The sequence below is a fragment of the Pseudomonas sp. AC252 genome (assembly GCF_979258105.1).
Window position 1 is genome coordinate 667,195 of sequence record NZ_OZ409837.1, and the last position, 19,361, is coordinate 686,555.

The 19,361-nt window shown below is 59.0% G+C and carries 21 protein-coding genes and 1 pseudogene; 14 read left to right on the top strand and 8 right to left on the bottom strand.

Annotated features, from left to right (window positions below):
* Window positions 1-67: 67 nt before the first annotated feature.
* From ACZZZ4_RS03065 to ACZZZ4_RS03095, 7 genes are all read left to right on the top strand, one after another.
* Entirely contained in the window at window positions 68-637 is a 570-nt protein-coding gene (locus ACZZZ4_RS03065) for an Rnf-Nqr domain containing protein (protein ID WP_415761638.1), read from the top strand.
* Window positions 634-1,638: an electron transport complex subunit RsxB gene (gene rsxB / locus ACZZZ4_RS03070; protein WP_463547229.1), complete on the top strand. Its 1,005-nt coding sequence runs from the start codon at window positions 634-636 to the stop codon at window positions 1,636-1,638. Before ACZZZ4_RS03065 ends, rsxB begins: the two co-directional genes overlap by 4 nt.
* Window positions 1,625-2,608: an RnfABCDGE type electron transport complex subunit D gene (locus tag ACZZZ4_RS03075; RefSeq protein ID WP_463538686.1), complete on the top strand. Its 984-nt coding sequence runs from the start codon at window positions 1,625-1,627 to the stop codon at window positions 2,606-2,608. Before rsxB ends, ACZZZ4_RS03075 begins: the two co-directional genes overlap by 14 nt.
* Entirely contained in the window at window positions 2,605-3,210 is a 606-nt protein-coding gene (locus ACZZZ4_RS03080) for an RnfABCDGE type electron transport complex subunit G (RefSeq protein ID WP_463547230.1), read from the top strand. The genes ACZZZ4_RS03075 and ACZZZ4_RS03080 overlap by 4 nt, the downstream gene beginning before the upstream one ends.
* Entirely contained in the window at window positions 3,207-3,779 is a 573-nt protein-coding gene (locus ACZZZ4_RS03085; RefSeq protein ID WP_129997566.1) for an Rnf-Nqr domain containing protein, read from the top strand. The genes ACZZZ4_RS03080 and ACZZZ4_RS03085 overlap by 4 nt, the downstream gene beginning before the upstream one ends.
* A complete protein-coding gene (nth, locus tag ACZZZ4_RS03090) occupies window positions 3,776-4,414 on the top strand; it encodes an endonuclease III (RefSeq protein WP_039758344.1) in 639 nt (212 codons plus the stop codon). The genes ACZZZ4_RS03085 and nth overlap by 4 nt, the downstream gene beginning before the upstream one ends.
* A gap of 107 nt (window positions 4,415-4,521) precedes the next feature.
* Window positions 4,522-4,701, top strand: a complete 180-nt coding sequence (locus ACZZZ4_RS03095; protein ID WP_016773409.1) for a PA3496 family putative envelope integrity protein — start codon at window positions 4,522-4,524, stop codon at window positions 4,699-4,701.
* 88 nt (window positions 4,702-4,789) lie between these two features.
* On the opposite strand, the gene ACZZZ4_RS03100 is transcribed toward ACZZZ4_RS03095, so the two are convergent.
* Window positions 4,790-5,416, bottom strand: coding sequence for a response regulator transcription factor (locus ACZZZ4_RS03100; RefSeq protein ID WP_129997567.1), 627 nt, complete (start codon window positions 5,414-5,416; stop codon window positions 4,790-4,792).
* Between the two features lie 429 nt (window positions 5,417-5,845).
* On the opposite strand from ACZZZ4_RS03100, the pseudogene ACZZZ4_RS03105 reads away from it, so the two are divergent.
* Window positions 5,846-6,088, top strand: a pseudogene (locus tag ACZZZ4_RS03105) (hypothetical protein); the annotation flags it as partial.
* Between the two features lie 586 nt (window positions 6,089-6,674).
* On the opposite strand, the gene ACZZZ4_RS03110 reads toward ACZZZ4_RS03105, so the two are convergent.
* Together ACZZZ4_RS03110 and ACZZZ4_RS03115 are read right to left on the bottom strand one after the other, a co-directional pair.
* On the bottom strand, window positions 6,675-7,892 hold the full coding sequence (locus tag ACZZZ4_RS03110) for an argininosuccinate synthase (protein ID WP_007953201.1): 1,218 nt from the start codon (window positions 7,890-7,892) through the stop codon (window positions 6,675-6,677).
* A 129-nt stretch (window positions 7,893-8,021) separates the two neighbouring features.
* Complete coding sequence (locus tag ACZZZ4_RS03115) at window positions 8,022-8,936, bottom strand: flagellar protein MotY (RefSeq protein ID WP_415761631.1); 915 nt, start codon at window positions 8,934-8,936, stop codon at window positions 8,022-8,024.
* 160 nt (window positions 8,937-9,096) lie between these two features.
* On the opposite strand from ACZZZ4_RS03115, the gene pyrC reads away from it, so the two are divergent.
* Complete coding sequence (gene pyrC / locus ACZZZ4_RS03120) at window positions 9,097-10,143, top strand: dihydroorotase (protein ID WP_463547231.1); 1,047 nt, start codon at window positions 9,097-9,099, stop codon at window positions 10,141-10,143.
* The gene (gene rnt, locus ACZZZ4_RS03125; RefSeq protein WP_463547232.1) at window positions 10,140-10,817 is read left to right on the top strand and encodes a ribonuclease T; all 678 of its coding nucleotides are present in this window, start codon (window positions 10,140-10,142) and stop codon (window positions 10,815-10,817) included. The genes pyrC and rnt overlap by 4 nt, the downstream gene beginning before the upstream one ends.
* A gap of 74 nt (window positions 10,818-10,891) precedes the next feature.
* Here the strand turns inward: rnt and ACZZZ4_RS03130 are convergent, their stop codons facing one another.
* Entirely contained in the window at window positions 10,892-11,494 is a 603-nt protein-coding gene (locus tag ACZZZ4_RS03130; RefSeq protein ID WP_003227723.1) for a peroxiredoxin, read from the bottom strand.
* Window positions 11,495-11,806: 312 nt separating this feature from the next.
* Between ACZZZ4_RS03130 and ACZZZ4_RS03135 the strand changes: the two genes are divergently transcribed.
* Both ACZZZ4_RS03135 and bfr read left to right on the top strand, forming a co-directional pair.
* Window positions 11,807-12,025, top strand: a complete 219-nt coding sequence (locus tag ACZZZ4_RS03135; protein WP_463547233.1) for a bacterioferritin-associated ferredoxin — start codon at window positions 11,807-11,809, stop codon at window positions 12,023-12,025.
* A gap of 200 nt (window positions 12,026-12,225) precedes the next feature.
* Window positions 12,226-12,699, top strand: coding sequence for a bacterioferritin (gene bfr, locus ACZZZ4_RS03140; protein ID WP_039758367.1), 474 nt, complete (start codon window positions 12,226-12,228; stop codon window positions 12,697-12,699).
* Window positions 12,700-12,989: 290 nt separating this feature from the next.
* Here the strand turns inward: bfr and grxD are convergent, their stop codons facing one another.
* The 3 genes from grxD to ACZZZ4_RS03155 form a co-directional block, all read right to left on the bottom strand.
* Window positions 12,990-13,331 (bottom strand): Grx4 family monothiol glutaredoxin, encoded by a 342-nt coding sequence (gene grxD, locus ACZZZ4_RS03145; RefSeq protein WP_016773402.1) that lies wholly within the window; start codon window positions 13,329-13,331, stop codon window positions 12,990-12,992.
* Between the two features lie 97 nt (window positions 13,332-13,428).
* Entirely contained in the window at window positions 13,429-15,534 is a 2,106-nt protein-coding gene (locus ACZZZ4_RS03150) for a molybdopterin oxidoreductase family protein (RefSeq protein ID WP_463547234.1), read from the bottom strand.
* Window positions 15,535-15,669: 135 nt separating this feature from the next.
* Window positions 15,670-15,960: a hypothetical protein gene (locus ACZZZ4_RS03155; protein ID WP_016773401.1), complete on the bottom strand. Its 291-nt coding sequence runs from the start codon at window positions 15,958-15,960 to the stop codon at window positions 15,670-15,672.
* 403 nt (window positions 15,961-16,363) lie between these two features.
* Here ACZZZ4_RS03155 and argF point away from each other — a divergent pair, with 403 nt between their 5' ends.
* Both argF and ACZZZ4_RS03165 read left to right on the top strand, forming a co-directional pair.
* Window positions 16,364-17,284: an ornithine carbamoyltransferase gene (argF, locus tag ACZZZ4_RS03160; protein ID WP_039758373.1), complete on the top strand. Its 921-nt coding sequence runs from the start codon at window positions 16,364-16,366 to the stop codon at window positions 17,282-17,284.
* Complete coding sequence (locus tag ACZZZ4_RS03165; RefSeq protein WP_039758375.1) at window positions 17,281-18,390, top strand: ABC transporter ATP-binding protein; 1,110 nt, start codon at window positions 17,281-17,283, stop codon at window positions 18,388-18,390. Before argF ends, ACZZZ4_RS03165 begins: the two co-directional genes overlap by 4 nt.
* A gap of 120 nt (window positions 18,391-18,510) precedes the next feature.
* Here the strand turns inward: ACZZZ4_RS03165 and ACZZZ4_RS03170 are convergent, their stop codons facing one another.
* Window positions 18,511-19,293 carry a PhzF family phenazine biosynthesis protein gene (locus ACZZZ4_RS03170; RefSeq protein WP_463547235.1) on the bottom strand — a complete coding sequence of 261 codons (783 nt, stop codon included), beginning with the start codon at window positions 19,291-19,293 and terminating at the stop codon, window positions 18,511-18,513.
* Window positions 19,294-19,361: the final 68 nt, after the last annotated feature.

Below are 19,361 nucleotides of genomic sequence, written 5' to 3' on the forward strand. Positions count from 1 at the left end.
GATTTTTCATATCTGGCCCGATAGTGCCTACCCTTGAGAGACACCCGCCCGTTTCGCTGGCAGAACCATGACCGAACTCGTGTTAACGCTGATCAGTGCTGCGCTGCTCAACAACTTCGTGTTGCACTGGCCGCTGGGCGTCGCTCCGCTGCTGGCGGGTAGCCGACGCCAAGTGCATGCGCTGGGATTGGCGACGCTGTGCCTGATGGTGCTTGTTGGCGTCATTGGTCAGGCGATCTGGCATGGGTTGCTGGTGCCGTTGCAGCTTGAAGCGCTGCGCGTGTTTGTGTTTTTGCCGCTGAGCGTGTTGCTGATCACGCCGCTGCTGAAACTGCTGGCGCGCGGGCTGCCAGACTGGCCGTTCGATGGATTGTGGCCGCTGCTGCTCGGCAATGCCGGCGTACTCGGACTGGCGTTGATCAACGCACAAAACGATCAAGGCCTGCTGCATGCGACAGCCTTGAGCGTTGGCGCAGGGTTGGGCTTCTGGCTGGTGCTGAGCGTATTCTGCGATCTGCGCCAGCGCACGGCCGACAACGATATTCCTCTGCCCTTTCGCGGCTTGCCGGTCGATCTGATCAGCGCCGGACTGATCGCAGTGATTTTTCTCGGATTCAGTGGATTGATCAAAACATGAGTCTGCTTCAACGCATCGATGCCCTGCTACCGCAGACCCAGTGCGGCAAGTGCGGCCATCCCGGATGCAAACCGTATGCACAAGGCATCGTTGACGGCGAGCCGATCAACAAGTGCCCGCCCGGCGGCGAGGAAACCATCGCTGCCCTGGCCGAGCTGTTGAAAATACCGGTGCTGGAACTGGACATCAGCCGTGGCCCGGCACCGCCGCAGGTCGCCTTCATCCGCGAGGCCGAATGCATCGGTTGCACCAAGTGCATCCAGGCCTGCCCGGTTGATGCCATTGTTGGCGCGGCAAAGCTGATGCACACCGTGCTGATCGACGAATGCACCGGTTGTGATCTGTGCGTCGCGCCGTGCCCGGTCGACTGCATTGAAATGCATCCGCTGCCTGCTGACACCATTCCAGTGGTTGGTGGTCTCGCATTCAATCTCGAAGAACAGCGTGCCCGCGCCGAAAAGCGTGACCACGCGCGCCAGCGTTTCGAGCGACGCAACCAGCGCTTGCTGCGCGAAGAACAGCAAAAGCAGGCCGAACGCGAGGCGCGAGCGCAGCGTGCGGCACAGCCGCAAGTGTCGACCGCCGACCCGGTGCAGGCCGCGCTGGAGCGGGTGCGTACGCAAAAAGCCGCGAACGCCGATGCGGCGCTGAAGAAGGCCAAGGTTGATGTGGCGATGAGTCGTGCGCAACTGCACAAATCACTGAAGGCCTTCGGTCATCCGCCGACGTTCGAGCAGCAGTCGCAATTGATCGTCCTGCAGCAACAATTCGAAGCCGCCGAGCAAGCGCTGGCAAAGCTGGAAAGCAGCCAACCGGTTATGCCCGTCACCCCTGCCCCGAGCAACGACGCAGAGCTGAAACGGGCGAAGATTCAACTGGCCATGCGCCGCGCCGAGCTGAAAAAGGCTCAGGCGGCAGAGGCTGCGCCGGAGCAGATCGCAACACTGGAGCAAGCCGTGGCTGACGCCGAGCGCCAGGTGCAAGACCATGCCACCCCTTGAGGCAGCGGACGATCGCCTGCAACAGGCGATGAATACTGTGCTGCTCGCTGCACTGCCGGGGCTGCTGGCAATGTTCTGGTTTTTTGGCTGGGGCGTGTTGATCAACCTGTTGCTGGCGGTTGCCAGCGCTTTGCTCGTCGAAGCTGGCGTTGCCTGTCTGCGTCGGCAAGGCGTGCAACCGGCCTTGCGCGATGGCAGTGCGCTGGTCAGTGCGATGTTGCTGGCCGTTGCGCTACCGGCTTATTGCCCTTGGTGGCTGACGGTGATCGCGACCGCCTCGGGCTTGTTGTTCGGCAAGCACCTGTATGGTGGCGTCGGCAAAAACCCTTTCAATCCGGCGATGCTGGGCTTTGTCCTGAGCATGGTGCTGTTCCCGCAAGCGATGACGCACTGGCCCGGTCGTGGCCTCGACTTCCTCTCTGCGTTGCAACAGGTTTTCGACCCGGCTCAAGCGCCGGACGCTTGGGTGCAAGCCACGGCACTGGACAGTCTGCGCATCAATAAAAGCCTGACCATCGATGAGCTGTTCGCCAGCAACTCGGCCTTCGGCCGTTTCGGCGGGCGCGGTGTGGAATGGGTGAATCTGGCGTTTCTGCTCGGCGGCCTGTTGCTGTTGCAGCGGCGGATTTTTTCCTGGCACGCACCGGTGGGGATGCTCGCCAGCCTGTTCGTCATCAGCCTCTTGTGCTGGAACGGATCGGGTTCGGATTCCCATGGTTCGCCGCTGTTTCATCTGCTCAGCGGCGCAACCATGCTCGCTGCATTTTTTATCGTGACAGAACCGGTGTCCGGCGCGAAAAGCGCCCTCGCCCGCCTGTTGTTCGGCATTGGCGTCGGCTTGCTCACATATCTGATTCGCACTTGGGGTGGTTACCCGGACGGCGTCGCGTTTGCGGTGTTGCTGATGAATCTGCTGGTGCCGACGCTGGAGCGCTTCGCCGCCAGCCGCCAGCCTGCGGTGAACGCGTGAACCGCTCAGCCAGTGTCATGGCGGTTGTGCTGCTGGCGCTCGGCGGCGTCAGCGCGACGTACCTGCTGCAGCGCAGCAGCGCACTGCAAATTGCCGCCGAACAGCACTTGCTCGACAGCCGCAAAGTGCTCGATGTGATTCCTGCCAATTACTACGACAATCAGCCGCTGAAGCAACCGCTGACGCTCGCCGCCACAGCACGGCCCCATAGCACGCTGTCGGGCGGCTACCGCGCGACCCGCTCCGGGCAAACCGTGGCGGTGCTGTTGCGCAGTCGCAGCGAAGGTTACGCGGGGACTCTGGAACTGCTGATTGCCATTGATGCAAATGGCAAACTTCTGGGCGTAAAAACCCTTGAGCAGCGCGAAACGCCGGGATTGGGTGGTCACATCGGTGAATGGCCGAACGCCTGGTTGCAGGCCTTCATCGGCAAATCCCGTACTGAGCCGACGGACGCCGGTTGGGCGCTGAAAAAGGATCAGGGGCAGTTTGATCAAATCGCTGGCGCGACCATAACCTCCCGCGCCGCCATCAACGCGATCCATGACGCACTGCGTTACTTCGATGAGCATCGGGCGCTGCTGTTGAGGACTGACCCATGAAACGCACGGTGAGTTTACTGATGCTGGTGCCGCTACTGGGCGCCACCCAAACATTGAACGCTGCGTTGGGCATGATCTTGATGCTCAGCGTGGTAATCGGCCTGTTTGCCGTGTGTATGGCGTCGCTGCGCAATCACTTGGCGAGCACAAGCGTTTTGCTGGCCAGCCTGGTAGTCGCAGCAACCTTGACCAGTTGCGCGGATCTTTCGGCGCAACGCTGGTTTCTACCGTGGCGCCAGACCTCGGAGGTTTATATAGGGCTCATTGCCTTGCAATGCGTAGCGCTCGAATGCAGTGGTTTCCTTCGCGCGCCGATGACCAAGTGCCTCAAACGCTGCGTGATGTTCGGTACGCTCATGCTGGTGATCGGCGGGCTGCGCGAAATCATCGGCCATGGCACCCTTGGCCGAGGATTATCGACGCATTGGCCAGGTCTGGTTTTATTCCCCGAGGGATTGCATCTGTTTACGCTGGTTCCCGGCGCTTTGGTTTTATCGGGTTTGCTTCTCGCCGTACATCAGGCGTGGACACGCCGTCACTCTGTCATCAAGGAAACGCATCGCCCATGAATGCTGCAAAACGTCTTGAGATATTTCGCCGACTGCACGAAGACAATCCCGAGCCGAAAACCGAACTGGCCTACTCTTCGCCGTTCGAGCTGCTGATTGCGGTGATTCTTTCGGCGCAGTCCACCGATGTCGGCGTCAACAAGGCCACCGCCAGACTCTTTCCCGTCGCCAACACCCCCGCCGCGATTCATGCGCTGGGCGTCGAAGGGCTGTCCGAGTACATCAAGACCATCGGCCTGTACAACAGCAAGGCGAAAAACGTCATCGAAACCTGCCGTTTGCTGGTTGAACGCCACGGCGGCGAAGTTCCGCAGACCCGGGAAGAGCTGGAAGCATTGCCCGGCGTCGGACGCAAGACCGCGAACGTGGTGCTCAATACCGCTTTCCGTCAATTGACCATGGCCGTCGACACGCACATTTTTCGCGTCAGCAATCGCACCGGCATCGCGCCGGGGAAAAATGTGGTGGAAGTTGAAATGAAACTGATGAAGTTTGTACCGAAAGAATTCCTGCTCGACTCCCATCACTGGCTGATTTTGCATGGCCGCTATGTTTGCCTGGCGCGCAAACCGCGCTGCGGTAGCTGCCGCATTGAAGATCTGTGCGAATACAAACATAAAACTTCTGACGATTGAGCCGTCATCGGTTTTTCGTATCCATCGATTGAAAAAATCTTTTTTACCCGCCGCAGTAATGTCGATATAAGGAGCGCCAAAGGCAGTCTTAGCCGGGAGTTGACTTCATGAGTACCGACAAAGAGCAACTGGATGTAGAAGAAGATTTTATTGCCGTCGAGGCCGATGAGGTCGAACCGGTGGTTGAGGTGGCGAAGACCAACCTCAGCAAGCGTCGCACAATCGACAACCTGCTTGAGGAGCGCCGACTGCAAAGGCAATTGGCCGATTACGACTTTGATCTGTGATACCTGAAGGCCTCCCGAAGCGGAGGCTTTTCATTTTCTGCGACAACCAAGCTTGATCGGCCCATGACGGTCTCAGTTGTCGAATCGTTCATACCAGGCCATTGCGCTGCGCCAACTCGATCAGATCAACCAGAGACCGCGCATTGAGTTTCAGCAACAGACGAGTCTTGTAAGTGCTCACGGTCTTGTTGCTCAAGAACATGCCATCAGCGATTTCCTTGTTGGTCTTGCCGCGCGCCAGCTGCTGCAACACCATCATTTCCCGCCCGGACAGACGATCGACCATGTCCGCTTCACTCGCATTGCCCAGACTGGTTCGCACGGTATGCAGGGCCTGATTGGGGAAATAGCTGTAGCCGGATAGAACTGCCTTGATCGCACTCAGCAATTCGGTCAGATCTTGCTGTTTGCATACATATCCCGCAGCGCCTGACTGCATGCAGCGCATGGAAAAATGTCCGGGAGCCTGGGAGGTCAGCACCAGAACTTTGACCGGCATGGCGGTGGACGTCAGGCGCGCAATAACTTCCAGCCCGTCGAGTTTGGGTATCCCGATATCCAGAATGACAAGATCCGGCATTTGTTCGCGAGCAATTTGTAGTGCATCAACGCCATTATCCGTTTCTGCAATGACTTCGTAGCCATGCCGTTCCATCAGCATACGTACCGCAAGTCGAATGACGGGATGGTCATCCACGATCAGCACTTTATTCATGGGCAAGTCCAGTTTTCGCTGTTCGAATTTTTAGAACACGCACGATATCCCAGTCACTTGCTGTAGCGCATAGCAACTTTTACACGCACTTGCATCGAGAGACATTCCCTACAGGTATTGAGGATAATTCCCACAAATAGACCCCGCCATACCCAGCCTAATCGTACTGCTTGCTTCAAGACCGCATCGATTTTGCGGATAAACGCCTACGCGTCCTACGCCGCGCCGAAGTCATACGTAATGCCATCTTCCCCCGAATTGTCGTGCTGATTGCCGATTAGACATATGACGTTACGAAGCGACAGCACCGCAAGTTCGACACACCCTCAGCCAGTCTATAAAACTTGAAACAACACCCAGAAACTTTAATGATCGCTTTTGCTATATATAGAAACAGTCAATACCCAACACACAACATAGAACTTAATCATGCTCAAGATAAAGAACAAGATAACCAACCCAATGACAGTTATCGCCATATTTGCCATTCTTTCGGAAACATCCGCGGCGGTCTCGCTGCCGTTTCTGGATAATAAGGATCGGGAAATCTATGTGTGGTTTCTGATCAGTTTTCCCTTTTACTTGTTATTTCTTTTTTCATCACGCTCAACTTCAATCACCGATCCCTCTACTCACCCTCGGATTTCGGCAAAGACAAAAGCTTCCTCAAGGCGACTGGACATCCGGAACGCGAGAGCGAACGAAAAGAACCGTTGCGTAAAACCGATGAACCGTGCGCTTTCGAGATAACCAGCTGTGTGGTATCCAGCAACACTGCGGGGGGCGGATTTCAGCGTCCCTGCAGGATCCATAACGCGCCCGACCCTCCGCTCGACATGGCAAGCCAGGCCAGCCCGGTGGTCCAGACCATCAAGCTGTCACCACTGATAAGCGAACTGAACATTATCGACGCCAGAGATGTTGACGCGTCCAGAGAATTCGATGCGATTCTCGACACTCTCCGGAGCGGTGGGAAAAAAACCGCGTGTTCTGGTTTTCCTGTCGAATCATGTTTCGGACTCTCCGGCACATACCGCGCTGCAACAGCTCAAACAGGCGAAGAAAAGCTCAGGCACAACGCTGTGTGTCGTTTACAACCTGTGCACGCAGACAGTCACCTTGCTGGGGCGAACAAGCTGACGGGACGACCCGCCAACAGGCAGACAAGAGAAACGGCTTGATGAACCACACAAAAATTCCGAAAAAAAAGGCGGCCCTGAACAGGCCGCCTTTTTTATTGCGCGTCGATCTGAACCGCTCAGAACAACTTGCGACCCTTGTTGGCAGCAATCCGCATGCGCAGCGCGTTGAGCTTGATGAAGCCCGCCGCGTCCGCCTGGTTGTAAGCACCGCCGTCTTCTTCAAAAGTGGCGATGTTGGCGTCGAACAGCGAATCGTCGGACTTGCGGCCGGTGACGATGACGTTGCCCTTGTACAGTTTCAGGCGCACAACACCGTTCACGTTGACCTGCGAAGCGTCGATCATCTGTTGCAGCATCAGACGCTCAGGGCTCCACCAGTAACCGGTGTAGATCAGGCTGGCGTACTTGGGCATCAGCTCGTCTTTGAGGTGAGCGACTTCGCGATCCAGAGTGATCGACTCGATGGCGCGGTGAGCGCGCAGCATGATGGTGCCGCCCGGGGTCTCGTAGCAGCCACGGGACTTCATGCCGACATAACGGTTTTCGACGATGTCGAGACGACCGATACCGTGCTCGCCGCCGATCTTGTTCAGCGTCGCCAGAACGGTGGCCGGAGTCATCTCGACGCCGTCCAGCGCGACGATGTCGCCGTTGCGGTAAGTCAGTTCCAGGTATTGCGGGGTGTCGGGAGCCTTCTCCGGGGAGACGGTCCAGCGCCACATGTCTTCTTCGTGCTCGGTCCAGGTGTCTTCCAGCACACCGCCCTCATAGGAGATGTGCAGCAGGTTGGCGTCCATCGAGTACGGGGATTTTTTCTTGCCGTGGCGTTCGATCGGGATCGCGTGCTTCTCGGCGTAGTCCATCAGCTTCTCGCGGGACAGCAGGTCCCACTCGCGCCAAGGGGCAATAACTTTTACGCCTGGCTTGAGCGCGTAGGCGCCCAGTTCGAAACGCACCTGGTCGTTGCCCTTGCCGGTGGCGCCGTGGGAAATGGCGTCGGCGCCGGTTTCGTTGGCGATTTCGATCAAACGCTTGGCGATCAGCGGACGGGCGATGGAAGTACCCAGCAGGTACTCGCCTTCGTAAACGGTGTTGGCGCGGAACATCGGGAACACGAAATCACGCACGAATTCTTCGCGCAGGTCGTCGATGTAGATTTCTTTGACACCCATGGCCTGAGCCTTGGCGCGGGCCGGCTCGACCTCTTCGCCTTGACCGAGATCAGCGGTGAAGGTCACCACTTCACAGTTATAAGTATCCTGCAGCCACTTGAGGATCACCGAAGTGTCCAGGCCGCCGGAATACGCCAGAACGACCTTGTTTACGTCCGCCATGCCATCACTCCACGGGGTTCTACGGAAAGCCGGGGAGTCTACCGCTCAAACGCGATAATTTACAGAGGCGCGACAGCTTAAGACGACAAAGCGACAGAATCTGTCGAGAGCGCGACGATGACCGGCGAGTCAGGAAGTCGCTGCGGCCGTGGCCGGCGTACTCGCTTGCGGCGCCGGAGCCGGGGCGGTAATCGGTGCGACGCGCGCCAGTTTTACGTTGACCCGACGGTTCTTCGCACGATTGGCCTTGCTGGTGTTCGGCACGATCGGATACTGCTCGCCGTGGAAACGCACGGTGATCTGCGATTCCTGGATGCCGTTGGCCTTGAAGAAATCGACCACCGCCAGCGCCCGGCGCCGCGACAGTTCGCGGTTGGTCAGGCGATTGCCACTATTGTCGGAGTGGCCATCGAGTTCGATGTGGTTCACCGTCGGATCGGCCTTCATGTACTCGAGCATCACTTGCAGCTTGGCCTTGGCGGCCGGGTCCAGCTCAACGCCCTCGCCGGGAAAGCCGATCTGCGATTGCTTGATCTGGTCGAAATTTTGCGGCAGCAATTTCGCCACACAGCTTTGATAATCGTTGAACGCTTTGCTGAACTTGACCGGCAACAGACGCACTTCCGAGACCCGGCCATCGCCAGACGCGCGGCGCACTACCGGGCTGCGTCCGTCCAGCAGACCGCTCATCAATCCACCAGCCTGCGATTGCGAGCTGTTGAACAACACATTGCCGCTGCCCAGCCGCACAGAGCCCAGATTGATATCGCCACGCCCCGGCTGCCATGGTGCAGCGGCGGCGAGCAAGGTCGCCGAACCGCCGCCGAGCATGGCGTTGTAGGCGTTCAGCCGAAAGATCGCCTGCTCTCCGGCCTTGCGCACGAACTCGCCCGAGCCGAAATCGGTGATCGGTTGCGTCAGGCGGCACTCGAACTGGTCGCCGGCGACCGTCCACTCAATGTTCTCCAGACGGGTCTGGTAGGTCAGCGCCATCGCGGGAAGGCTGGCAAACACACTGAGCAGGGCTAAATAACGCTGGCGCACGGGAGGCTCCATTGGCTTGTGAAACACAAACACCGATTCACACAATGTTTACGGCATACCTTCGGGATATCGGACGCTTGTGGCAAAACTTGATAGCGGGTGCCTGCAAGAGTCTTTTCCGGTAGCATTCGCCTCAGTTTGACCCGCCTGGAATCCCCTCATGTCCGACCGCCTGACCCTGCTGCGTCCCGACGACTGGCACATTCATCTTCGCGATGGTGCCGTGTTGACCAATACCGTTGCCGATGTGGCCCGCACCTTCGGGCGCGCGATCATCATGCCGAACCTGGTACCGCCGGTGCGCAACGCCGCTGAAGCCGACGGCTATCGTCAGCGCATTCTCGCTGCCCGCCCGGCCGGCAGTCAGTTCGAGCCGTTGATGGTGCTGTACCTCACCGACCGCACCCAACCGGAAGAAATTCGTCAGGCCAAGGCCAGCGGTTTCGTCTACGCCGCCAAGCTGTATCCGGCCGGCGCGACCACCAACTCCGATTCCGGCGTGACCAGCATCGACAAGATCTTTCCGGCGCTCGAGGCCATGGCCGACGTCGGCATGCCGCTGTTGATCCACGGTGAAGTTACCCGTGGCGACGTCGATGTGTTCGACCGCGAAAAGATTTTCATCGATGAACACATGCGTCGCGTGGTCGAGCGTTTCCCGACGCTGAAAGTGGTGTTCGAACACATCACCACTGGCGACGCCGTGCAGTTCGTCAACGAGGCTTCGGCCAACGTCGGCGCGACCATCACTGCGCATCACCTGCTGTACAACCGCAACCACATGCTGGTCGGCGGGATTCGGCCGCACTTCTATTGCCTGCCGATCCTCAAGCGCAACACCCATCAGGAAGCGTTGCTCGATGCCGCTACCAGTGGCAGCGCCAAATTCTTCCTCGGCACCGACTCGGCGCCTCATGCCCAGCACGCCAAGGAAGCCGGCTGCGGTTGCGCCGGTTGCTACACCGCTTACGCCGCCATCGAGATGTATGCCGAAGCGTTCGAACAGCGTAACGCGCTGGACCAGCTCGAAGCCTTCGCCAGCCTCAATGGCCCGCGTTTCTACGGCCTGCCGGCTAACACCGATCGCATCACCCTGGTCCGTGAAGAATGGACCGCCCCGACCAGCCTGCCCTTTGGCGAGCTGACCGTTATCCCGCTGCGCGCCGGTGAAAAACTGCGCTGGCGCCTGCTGGAGGAACACGCGTGAGTGAAGAGCATTTCGACGACGAACTGGACGGTCAAGGTAGCGGCGGCGGTTCCCGGCATCCGATGGCAGCACGTTTTCGCGGCTACCTGCCGGTTGTCGTCGACGTAGAAACCGGTGGCTTCAACGCAGCCACCGATGCCTTGCTGGAGATTGCCGCGACCACCATCGCCATGGATGAAAAGGGTTTCGTGTACCCGGATCACACCTACTTCTTCCGCGTCGAGCCATTTGAAGGTGCCAACGTCGAAGCGGCAGCCCTGGAATTTACCGGGATCAAGCTCGATCACCCGCTGCGCATGGCCGTCAGCGAAGAAACCGCGCTGACCGACATCTTCCGTGGCATCCGCAAGGCGCTGAAAGCCAACGGCTGCAAACGGGCGATTCTGGTCGGGCACAACAGCAGTTTCGACCTGGGTTTCCTCAACGCAGCCGTCGCGCGGCTGGACATGAAGCGCAACCCGTTCCACCCGTTCTCCAGCTTCGACACCGCGACGCTGGCCGGTCTGGCGTACGGTCAGACCGTGCTGGCGAAAGCCTGTCAGGCCGCCGGCATCGATTTCGACGGTCGTGAAGCGCACTCGGCGCGTTACGACACCGAAAAGACCGCTGAGCTGTTCTGCGGCATCGTCAATCGCTGGAAGCAGATGGGCGGCTGGGAAGACTTCGACGACTGATCCTTGGCGAGCAAATCCTGCGCATGAAAAAACCGGCCACGTGGGCCGGTTTTTTTGTACCTCGACGTTGCGCCTTACAGGGCTGCAGCGTTCTCGGTCAGGTAAGCCGCAACGCCTTCTGGCGAAGCGTTCATGCCTTTGTCGCCTTTCTTCCAGTTGGCCGGGCAGACTTCGCCGTGCTCTTCGTGGAATTGCAGTGCGTCGACCAGACGGATCAGCTCTTCCATGTTACGGCCCAGCGGCAGGTCGTTGATGATCTGCGAGCGAACCACGCCTTTGTCGTCGATCAGGAACGCGCCACGGAAAGCCACGCCGCCTTCGGATTCAACGTCGTACGCCTTGGCGATGTCGTGCTTCATGTCGGCAGCCATGGTGTATTTCACCTGGCCGATGCCGCCATTGTTGACCGGGGTGTTGCGCCAGGCGTTGTGGGTGAAATGCGAGTCGATCGACACAGCGATCACTTCAACGTTGCGTGCCTTGAAGTCAGCCATGCGGTTGTCCAGAGCGATCAGCTCGGACGGGCAGACGAAGGTGAAGTCCAGCGGGTAGAAGAACACCAGGCCGTATTTGCCTTTGATGGCCGAGGACAGGGTGAAGCTGTCAACGATCTCGCCATTGCCGAGTACGGCCGGGACGGTGAAGTCTGGGGCTTGTTTGCCTACGAGTACGCTCATTGATATCTCCTGGTGTAAAAACTTGAAGTTCAGGGTCCGGGCCAGCCTGTCACCCTCAGGCGACAGCCCTGTGACACGAACCCTCTTCGCAAGGGACGACCATCATACACTGCGTGTTTGGCCTGTCCTTAACGGATTTTCCCTGTTCGGTTGTCCACTGCGTATTCATGGGGTCAGACGAGCATTTGGAAAATACCGTTCGTCAGTCGCTGGGAAATTGGCTGCGAAGCGTTCCGAAAGCACTTTGACAATCATTCTCGTTAACATTAAGATCCATCGCAATTGAGTCACAACCAGCGACGGTTCTTACTTATGTATGTTTGCCTCTGCACTGGCGTCACCGACGGACAGATCCGCGAAGCGATCTATGAAGGTTGCTGCAGCTATAAAGAAGTTCGCCATGCCACCGGCGTCGCCAGCCAGTGCGGCAAATGCGCCTGCCTTGCCAAGGAAGTGGTTCGCGAAACCCTGACCAAGCTGCAAACCGCCCAGGCCGCGATCCCCTACCCGGTAGAATTTACTGCCGCTTGATGCCCCCATTTCAAAGAACCGGACTTCGCGTCCGGTTTTTTTATGCCTGAAAATCAATTGCTTAGCGTCCAGACGCGGAACACAAACATTCTTATTCCGATTAATTTTCATTTATTATTCAATAACTTAGGTTTGACACTTATAACTGCCAAGCTCAAACTCCGCCTTATATACAGTTAATACAGGGCAGGACTCCGATCATGAAAGGCGACATTACAGTCATCCAGCATCTCAACAAGATCCTCGCCAATGAGCTGGTCGCGATCAATCAGTACTTTCTGCATGCGCGCATGTACGAAGATTGGGGTCTGAACAAGCTCGGCAAGCACGAATACAAAGAATCCATCGACGAGATGAAACACGCGGACAAGCTGATCAAGCGCATCCTGTTCCTTGAAGGCCTGCCGAACGTGCAGGACCTGGGCAAGCTGCACATCGGCGAGCACACCCGCGAAATGCTCGAGTGCGACCTGCGCATCGAAAAGACCGGCCATGCCGATCTGAAAGCCGCCATCGCTCATTGCGAGACCGTTGCCGACTTTGGCAGCCGTGAACTGCTCGAAGACATTCTCGAATCGGAAGAAGAACACATCGACTGGCTGGAAACCCAGCTCGGCCTGATCGACAAGATCGGCCTGGAAAACTATCTGCAATCGCAGATGGGCGAAGAGTAGGAGCTGTCGAGTGAAACGAGGCTGCGATCTTTATCGATTTCAGCCTTAATACTCAGTCAACTCGTATAACCAACAAAAAGCCCCGCCCTCTTTCGAGGTGCGGGGCTTTTTGTTGGCCGAAGATCAAAAGATCGCAGCCTCGTTTCACTCGACAGCTCCTACAGAAGAAGCAGAAGTCGCATGAAACCGATGTGGGAGCGGGCTTGCTCGCGAAGACGTCGTGTCAGTCACCATCACAGCAAACTGAGAGATTGCTCTCGCGAGCAAGCTCGCTCCCACATAAAGCCTGATCAGGCTTCGGACTTGTTCGCCGCTGCCGCTTCGACAGCCGCCTTGATGGTGCTTTGCAGCGAACCGTCTGCAGCCATCTCGGTCATGATGTCGCTGCCGCCGACCAGTTCACCGCCGACCCACAGTTGCGGGAAAGTCGGCCAGTTGGCGTACTTCGGCAGGTTGGCGCGAATTTCCGGGTTCTGCAGGATGTCCACGTACGCGAACTTTTCACCACAGGCCATCACAGCCTGCGCAGCTTTTGCGGAGAAGCCGCACTGCGGGGCATTCGGCGAGCCTTTCATGTAAAGCAGAATGGTGTTGTTGGCAATCTGCTCTTTAATCGTTTCGATGATATCCATGGAGCACCTCGGCTGAACTTTCCGACTCAGAGGTCGGCACGGTGGCGCATTGTAACGGAATCCCGAGCGCCATGCTCGGTCTCCCCGACAGACCCGCTCAAGCCGCCGCCACCGTCACCGGCACGCCATTCAACGCCGCGTTGCCCGACAGTTCGTCGAGCTGGCACTCGTCGGTCAGGTCGTTGGCGCTCGACCCCGGCTGGCCGCTGGCAATCGCCATCTGCACGCCCGGGCGCGCGTGGCCCCACCCGTGGGGCAGGCTGACCACGCCTTTCATCATGTCGAGGCTGGCGAGCACTTCCACTTCAATCTGCCCGACCCGCGAGCTCACGCGAACCCGTTGCCCGTCGGCCAGACCACGGCTGGCCAGGTCATCCGGGTGCATCAGCAACTGATGCCGCGGCTTGCCCTTCACCAGTCGATGAAAATTGTGCATCCACGAATTGTTGCTGCGTACATGGCGACGGCCGATCATCAACAATTCATCAGCAGCCGGCGCCTGCAATGCGGCGAAGCGCGCGAGGTCGGCGAGAATTTCCGGCGGTGCGGCCTGGATACGCTGATTCGGCGTTTTCAGACGTGACGGCAGGTTCGGTTTCAACGCACCCAGATCGATGCCGTGGGGATGATCGTACAGGGTCGCCAGCGACAGCTTGTGCTCGGACGCATCGCCGTAGCGGCCCATGCGCAGGCCCATGTCGATCATCTTCGCCGGCGGCATCGTCGGTTTCAGTTCCTTGGCGGTTTTCTCGGCGAACGCCTTGGCCAGCCCGACGAAGATTTCCCAGTCATGCAAAGCCCCCTCGGGCTTGTCGAGGATGGCGCGATTGAAGCGGGTCACGTTACGCACGGCGAACAGGTTGAACGTGGTGTCGTAGTGATCGTTTTCCAGCGCCGAGGTCGACGGCAGGATCAGATCGGCATAACGCGTGGTTTCGTTGATGTACAGGTCGATGCTGAGCATGAAGTCGAGGCCGTCCAGCGCCTGCTCCAGTTGCCGGCCGTTGGGTGTCGACAACACCGGGTTGCCGGCCACGGTGATCAGCGCGCGGATCTGCCCCTCGCCTTCCGTGAGCATTTCTTCGGCCAGCGCCGAAACCGGCAACTCGCCGCCGTATTCAGGACGCCCGGAAACCCGGCTCTGCCATTTGTTGAAATGCCCGCCCGAGGTCGACGCCACCAGATCCACAGCGGGTTCGGTGCACAAAGCACCGCCGACGCGGTCGAGGTTGCCGGTGACCAAATTGATCAACTGCACCACCCAGTGACAGAGGGTGCCGAAGGCCTGCGTCGAAACGCCCATGCGCCCGTAGCAGACCGCACTCGGCGCAGCAGCGAAGTCGCGCGCCAGTTGGCGGATCTGCTCGGCCGGCACCGCGCACAACGGGCTCATGGCTTCGGCACTGAACGATGCCACGGCGTTGCGCACCTCATCCAGGCCATCGACCGGCAAATGACTGTCGCGGGTCAGGCCTTCGCTGAACAGCGTATTGAGCATGCCGAACAACAGCGCCGCATCGCCACCGGGGCGAACGAACACATGCTGATCGGCCATCGCTGCGGTTTCGCTGCGGCGCGGATCGACCACCACCACTTTGCCGCCGCGCGCCTGAATCGCCTTCAGACGCTTCTCGACATCCGGCACGGTCATGATGCTGCCGTTCGACGCCAACGGATTGCCACCGAGGATCAGCATGAAATCGGTGTGATCAATGTCCGGAATCGGCAGCAGCAAACCGTGGCCATACATCAGATAGCTGCTGAGGTGGTGCGGCAGTTGATCGACAGACGTTGCCGAGTAGCGATTGCGGGTTTTCAGCAACCCCAGGAAGTAATTGCTGTGGGTCATCAGGCCGTAGTTGTGCACGCTCGGATTGCCCTGATACACCGCAACGGCGTTCTGCCCGTGACGTTCCTGAATCGTCGCCAGTTTCTCGGCCACCAGCGCGAACGCCTCGTCCCATTCGATCGGCAGCCATTCGCTACCGACGCGGCGCATTGGCTGGCGCAGGCGGTCGGGATCGTTCTGAATATCTTGCAGGGCCACGGCTTTTGGGCAGATATGACCACGACTGAAAGTGTCGAGGGCATCACCCTTGATCGAAGTGATCGCAACGTTGCCATCGGTTTCCGTGGTTTCGATGGTCAGGCCGCAAATGGCTTCGCACAGGTGGCATGCACGGTGGTGAAGAGTCTTGGTCATGGCCAGTCTCTGTCTTGTTCGGGAGCAGGCGATCACGCCCTCGGGAACAAAACTATGGCCCGTGCGCAGAGGCGGCGCCAGCGACGTTCGTCTTGTGAATCGACGGTTATCAGGACAGCCGATAAATCGCCGCGATCAATTCGGCGGCAACTGCGGCGGCGCAGCCAGCTGGATTTCCTGGATGGTTTCGATCTGCTCATGGGCGACGTGCACGCCGGTGAGTTCGCCGATCAGACGCCAATGCTCATCAAGCCCGGCGCTGATAGTGGCCATGCGATCGATCATGTGTCGACCGGCGGATTTGACCACTTCGTCGTCACTGCGCAGCAACTCGAAAGACATCGACGTAACTGACGCGGTGAGATGGGTCAGGGAGCGAGCCGTGTGGCCCAGCAGTTCCATTAACAGTTGTTCTTTCGATTCCATGCGGAGGCTTCCTGCGTCGCTCGAAACTTATTTATAACCCAGCACTTTGCTTTAGCAAATGTTTCAGTCTGATCATCCGACCAAGCGAAACCTTGGCGCAGCGGTCGTAACCCGAGCAAGCCGAACTGATGCCGTCGCGGCGCATTGCCAAGCGCGGCGGGGCCAGTGTACAAAGAGGCTCGCTGCTGCAATCAACTCGGCTTCAACAGGCGCGATCGAATTATTCGGTCCGCTGTCCGATCCCGCAGAAACCGTAGCCTATTGGCGTAACGCGACATTTAGTGTCAATATCGCGCCTCCCCCTATTTCGTCGCCCCGTGCGGCTTACGCCGCAGGTCTCGCCCGTTGTTCCGTTAAACAAGGCTTTGAGCATCTGCGGTCTGTAGCAAAAAGGTAGTCAATGATGAGCGCAAGGCACTTTCTCTCCCTGATGGATTGCACGCCCGAAGAGCTGGTCAGCGTGATCCGTCGAGGCGTTGAGCTCAAGGACCTGCGTAACCGCGGCGTACTGTTCGAGCCATTGAAAAACCGCGTGCTGGGGATGATCTTCGAGAAATCCTCGACCCGTACCCGGATCTCTTTCGAGGCCGGCATGATCCAGCTCGGCGGCCAGGCGATCTTCCTGTCCCCGCGCGACACGCAACTGGGCCGTGGCGAGCCGATCAGCGACTGCGCCATCGTCATGTCGAGCATGCTCGATGCGGTGATGATCCGCACCTTCGCCCACAGCACCCTCACCGAATTCGCCGCCAACTCACGCGTGCCGGTGATCAACGGCCTGTCCGATGATCTGCACCCGTGCCAGTTGCTCGCCGACATGCAGACCTTTCTTGAACACCGTGGCTCGATCCAGGGCAAGACCGTGGCCTGGATCGGCGACGGCAACAACATGTGCAACAGCTATATAGAAGCGGCGATTCAGTTCGACTTCCAGCTGCGCGTGGCCTGCCCGGAAGGTTACGAGCCGAATCCCGAGTTTGTCGCCAGAGCTGGCGATCGCGTGACCATCGTCCGCGATCCGCAGGATGCCGTGCGTGGCGCGCATCTGGTCAGCACCGACGTCTGGACTTCGATGGGCCAGGAAGAGGAAACTGCCAAACGCCTCAAGCTGTTCGCGCCGTTTCAGGTCAATCGTGCCCTACTCGACCTCGCTGCCGAGGACGTGCTGTTCATGCATTGCCTGCCGGCGCACCGTGGCGAAGAAATCAGTCTCGACCTGCTCGATGACCCGCGCTCCGTCGCCTGGGATCAGGCAGAAAACCGTCTCCACGCACAGAAGGCCCTGCTCGAGTTCCTCGTCGAACCGGCATATCACCACGCATGAGCCATGAATTACTGCTGAACCTGCGCAACCTCGCTTGCGGCTATCAAGATCAACGCGTGGTGCAGAACCTCAATCTGCACCTCAATGCCGGCGACATCGGCTGCCTGCTCGGCTCGTCGGGCTGCGGCAAGACCACCACCCTGCGCGCCATCGCCGGTTTCGAACCGGTGCACGAAGGCGAAATCACCCTCGGTGGCGAAACCCTCTCCAGCGCCGGTTTCACCCTGGCGCCGGAGAAACGCCGGATCGGCATGGTGTTCCAGGACTACGCGCTGTTCCCGCACCTGAGCGTGGCCGACAACATCGCCTTCGGCATCCGCAAGCACCCGAACAAGGCGCGCGTGGTCGAGGAACTGCTGGAACTGGTCAACCTGAAAAACCTCGGCAAGCGCTTCCCCCACGAGTTGTCCGGTGGTCAGCAACAGCGCGTCGCCCTCGCTCGTGCCCTGGCGCCGGAGCCGCAACTGCTGTTGCTCGACGAACCGTTTTCCAACCTCGATGGCGAGTTGCGCCGCAAGCTCAGCCATGAGGTGCGCGACATCCTCAAGGCCCGTGGCACCAGTGCAATTCTGGTCACCCACGATCAGGAAGAAGCTTTCGCCGTCAGCGATCACGTTGGCGTGTTCAAGGAAGGTCGGCTGGAACAGTGGGACACGCCCTACAACCTCTACCACGAACCGGCAACGCCTTATGTCGCCAGTTTCATCGGTCAGGGTTACTTCATTCGCGGCCAGCTCGTCAGTCCGGAGTCGGTGCAGACTGAGTTGGGTGAACTGCGCGGTAATCGCGCCTACACCTGGCCGATTGGCGGTGCGGTGGATGTGCTGCTGCGTCCAGATGACATTGTTTACGCGCCGGACAGCGCATTGCAGGCGCAGATTGTCGGCAAGACATTCCTCGGCGCGGCGACCTTGTATCGCCTGCAACTGCCGACTGGCGCGCAGCTGGAATCAATCTTCCCCAGCCATGCCGATCATCTGGTCGGCGCGCAGGTCGGGATTCGCGTAGCGGCGGATCACCTGGTGTTGTTCCAGGCTTCGGGGAGCACTGCGGCACAGATTCCGGCGGTGGAAAACGGCGTCCGTCGATTCAGCACCAGCCTCTGATCCGCACTGGATAAAAATTGTGGGAGCGAGCCTGCTCGCGAATGCGGTGTTTCAGTCGCCGAAGATGTTGACTGAAAGAGCGCTTTCGCGAGCAGGCTCGCTCCCACAGTTGGTATTGCCTCAGCCTAAAAACAGGGTGCCGCTGGCCACCAGCGTCGCATTGCCGCCAATCTTCACTCGCTCCCCTTCCAACCGACAGAACAACTCCCCGCCCCGCGCCGAGCGCTGGCACGCGGTCAGGTTCGATTTGCCCAGACGCTTGGCCCAGTACGGAATCAGGCTGCAATGGGTCGAACCGGTCACTGGGTCTTCGTCGATGCCGATCGCCGGGGCGAAATAGCGCGAGACGAAGTCATGCTGATTGCCACGCGCAGTGACAATCGCGCCCAGCCACGGCAGTTTCGCCAGCGCCGCCATGTCGGGTTTGCAGTCGAGTACGGCCTGTTCCGAATCCAGCACCACGAACAGCTCGTTGGAGCCGAGTACATCAACCGCCTCGACACCGAGCGCCCGCTCGACATCCAGCGTCACGCCGATTTCCGACGGCACGATGGTCGGGAAATCCAGCCACAAGCGGTCGCCTTCACGGCTGACACTCAGCGGCCCGGACTTGCAGGTGAAGTCGATGCGCTCGGCACTTTCCTTATGGATTTCGAACAGTACAAACGCGCTGGCCAACGTCGCATGCCCGCACAGCGGCACTTCAGTGGTCGGGGTGAACCAGCGGATATGCCAGGCCTGGCCTTCGCGCACCAGAAACGCGGTTTCCGCCAGGTTGTGCTCGGCGGCGATTTTCTGCATCAACTCATCGGCCAGCCAGCTGTCGAGCCGATAGACCATCGCCGGATTGCCACTGAACGGCCGATCACTGAACGCGTCGACCTGATGAAACGCAAGCTGCATGATTTTCTCCCTGAATTGGTCAACCGAGCATGCATTGGCGGGCCGGATCAGTGCCAGTGACAGAATCT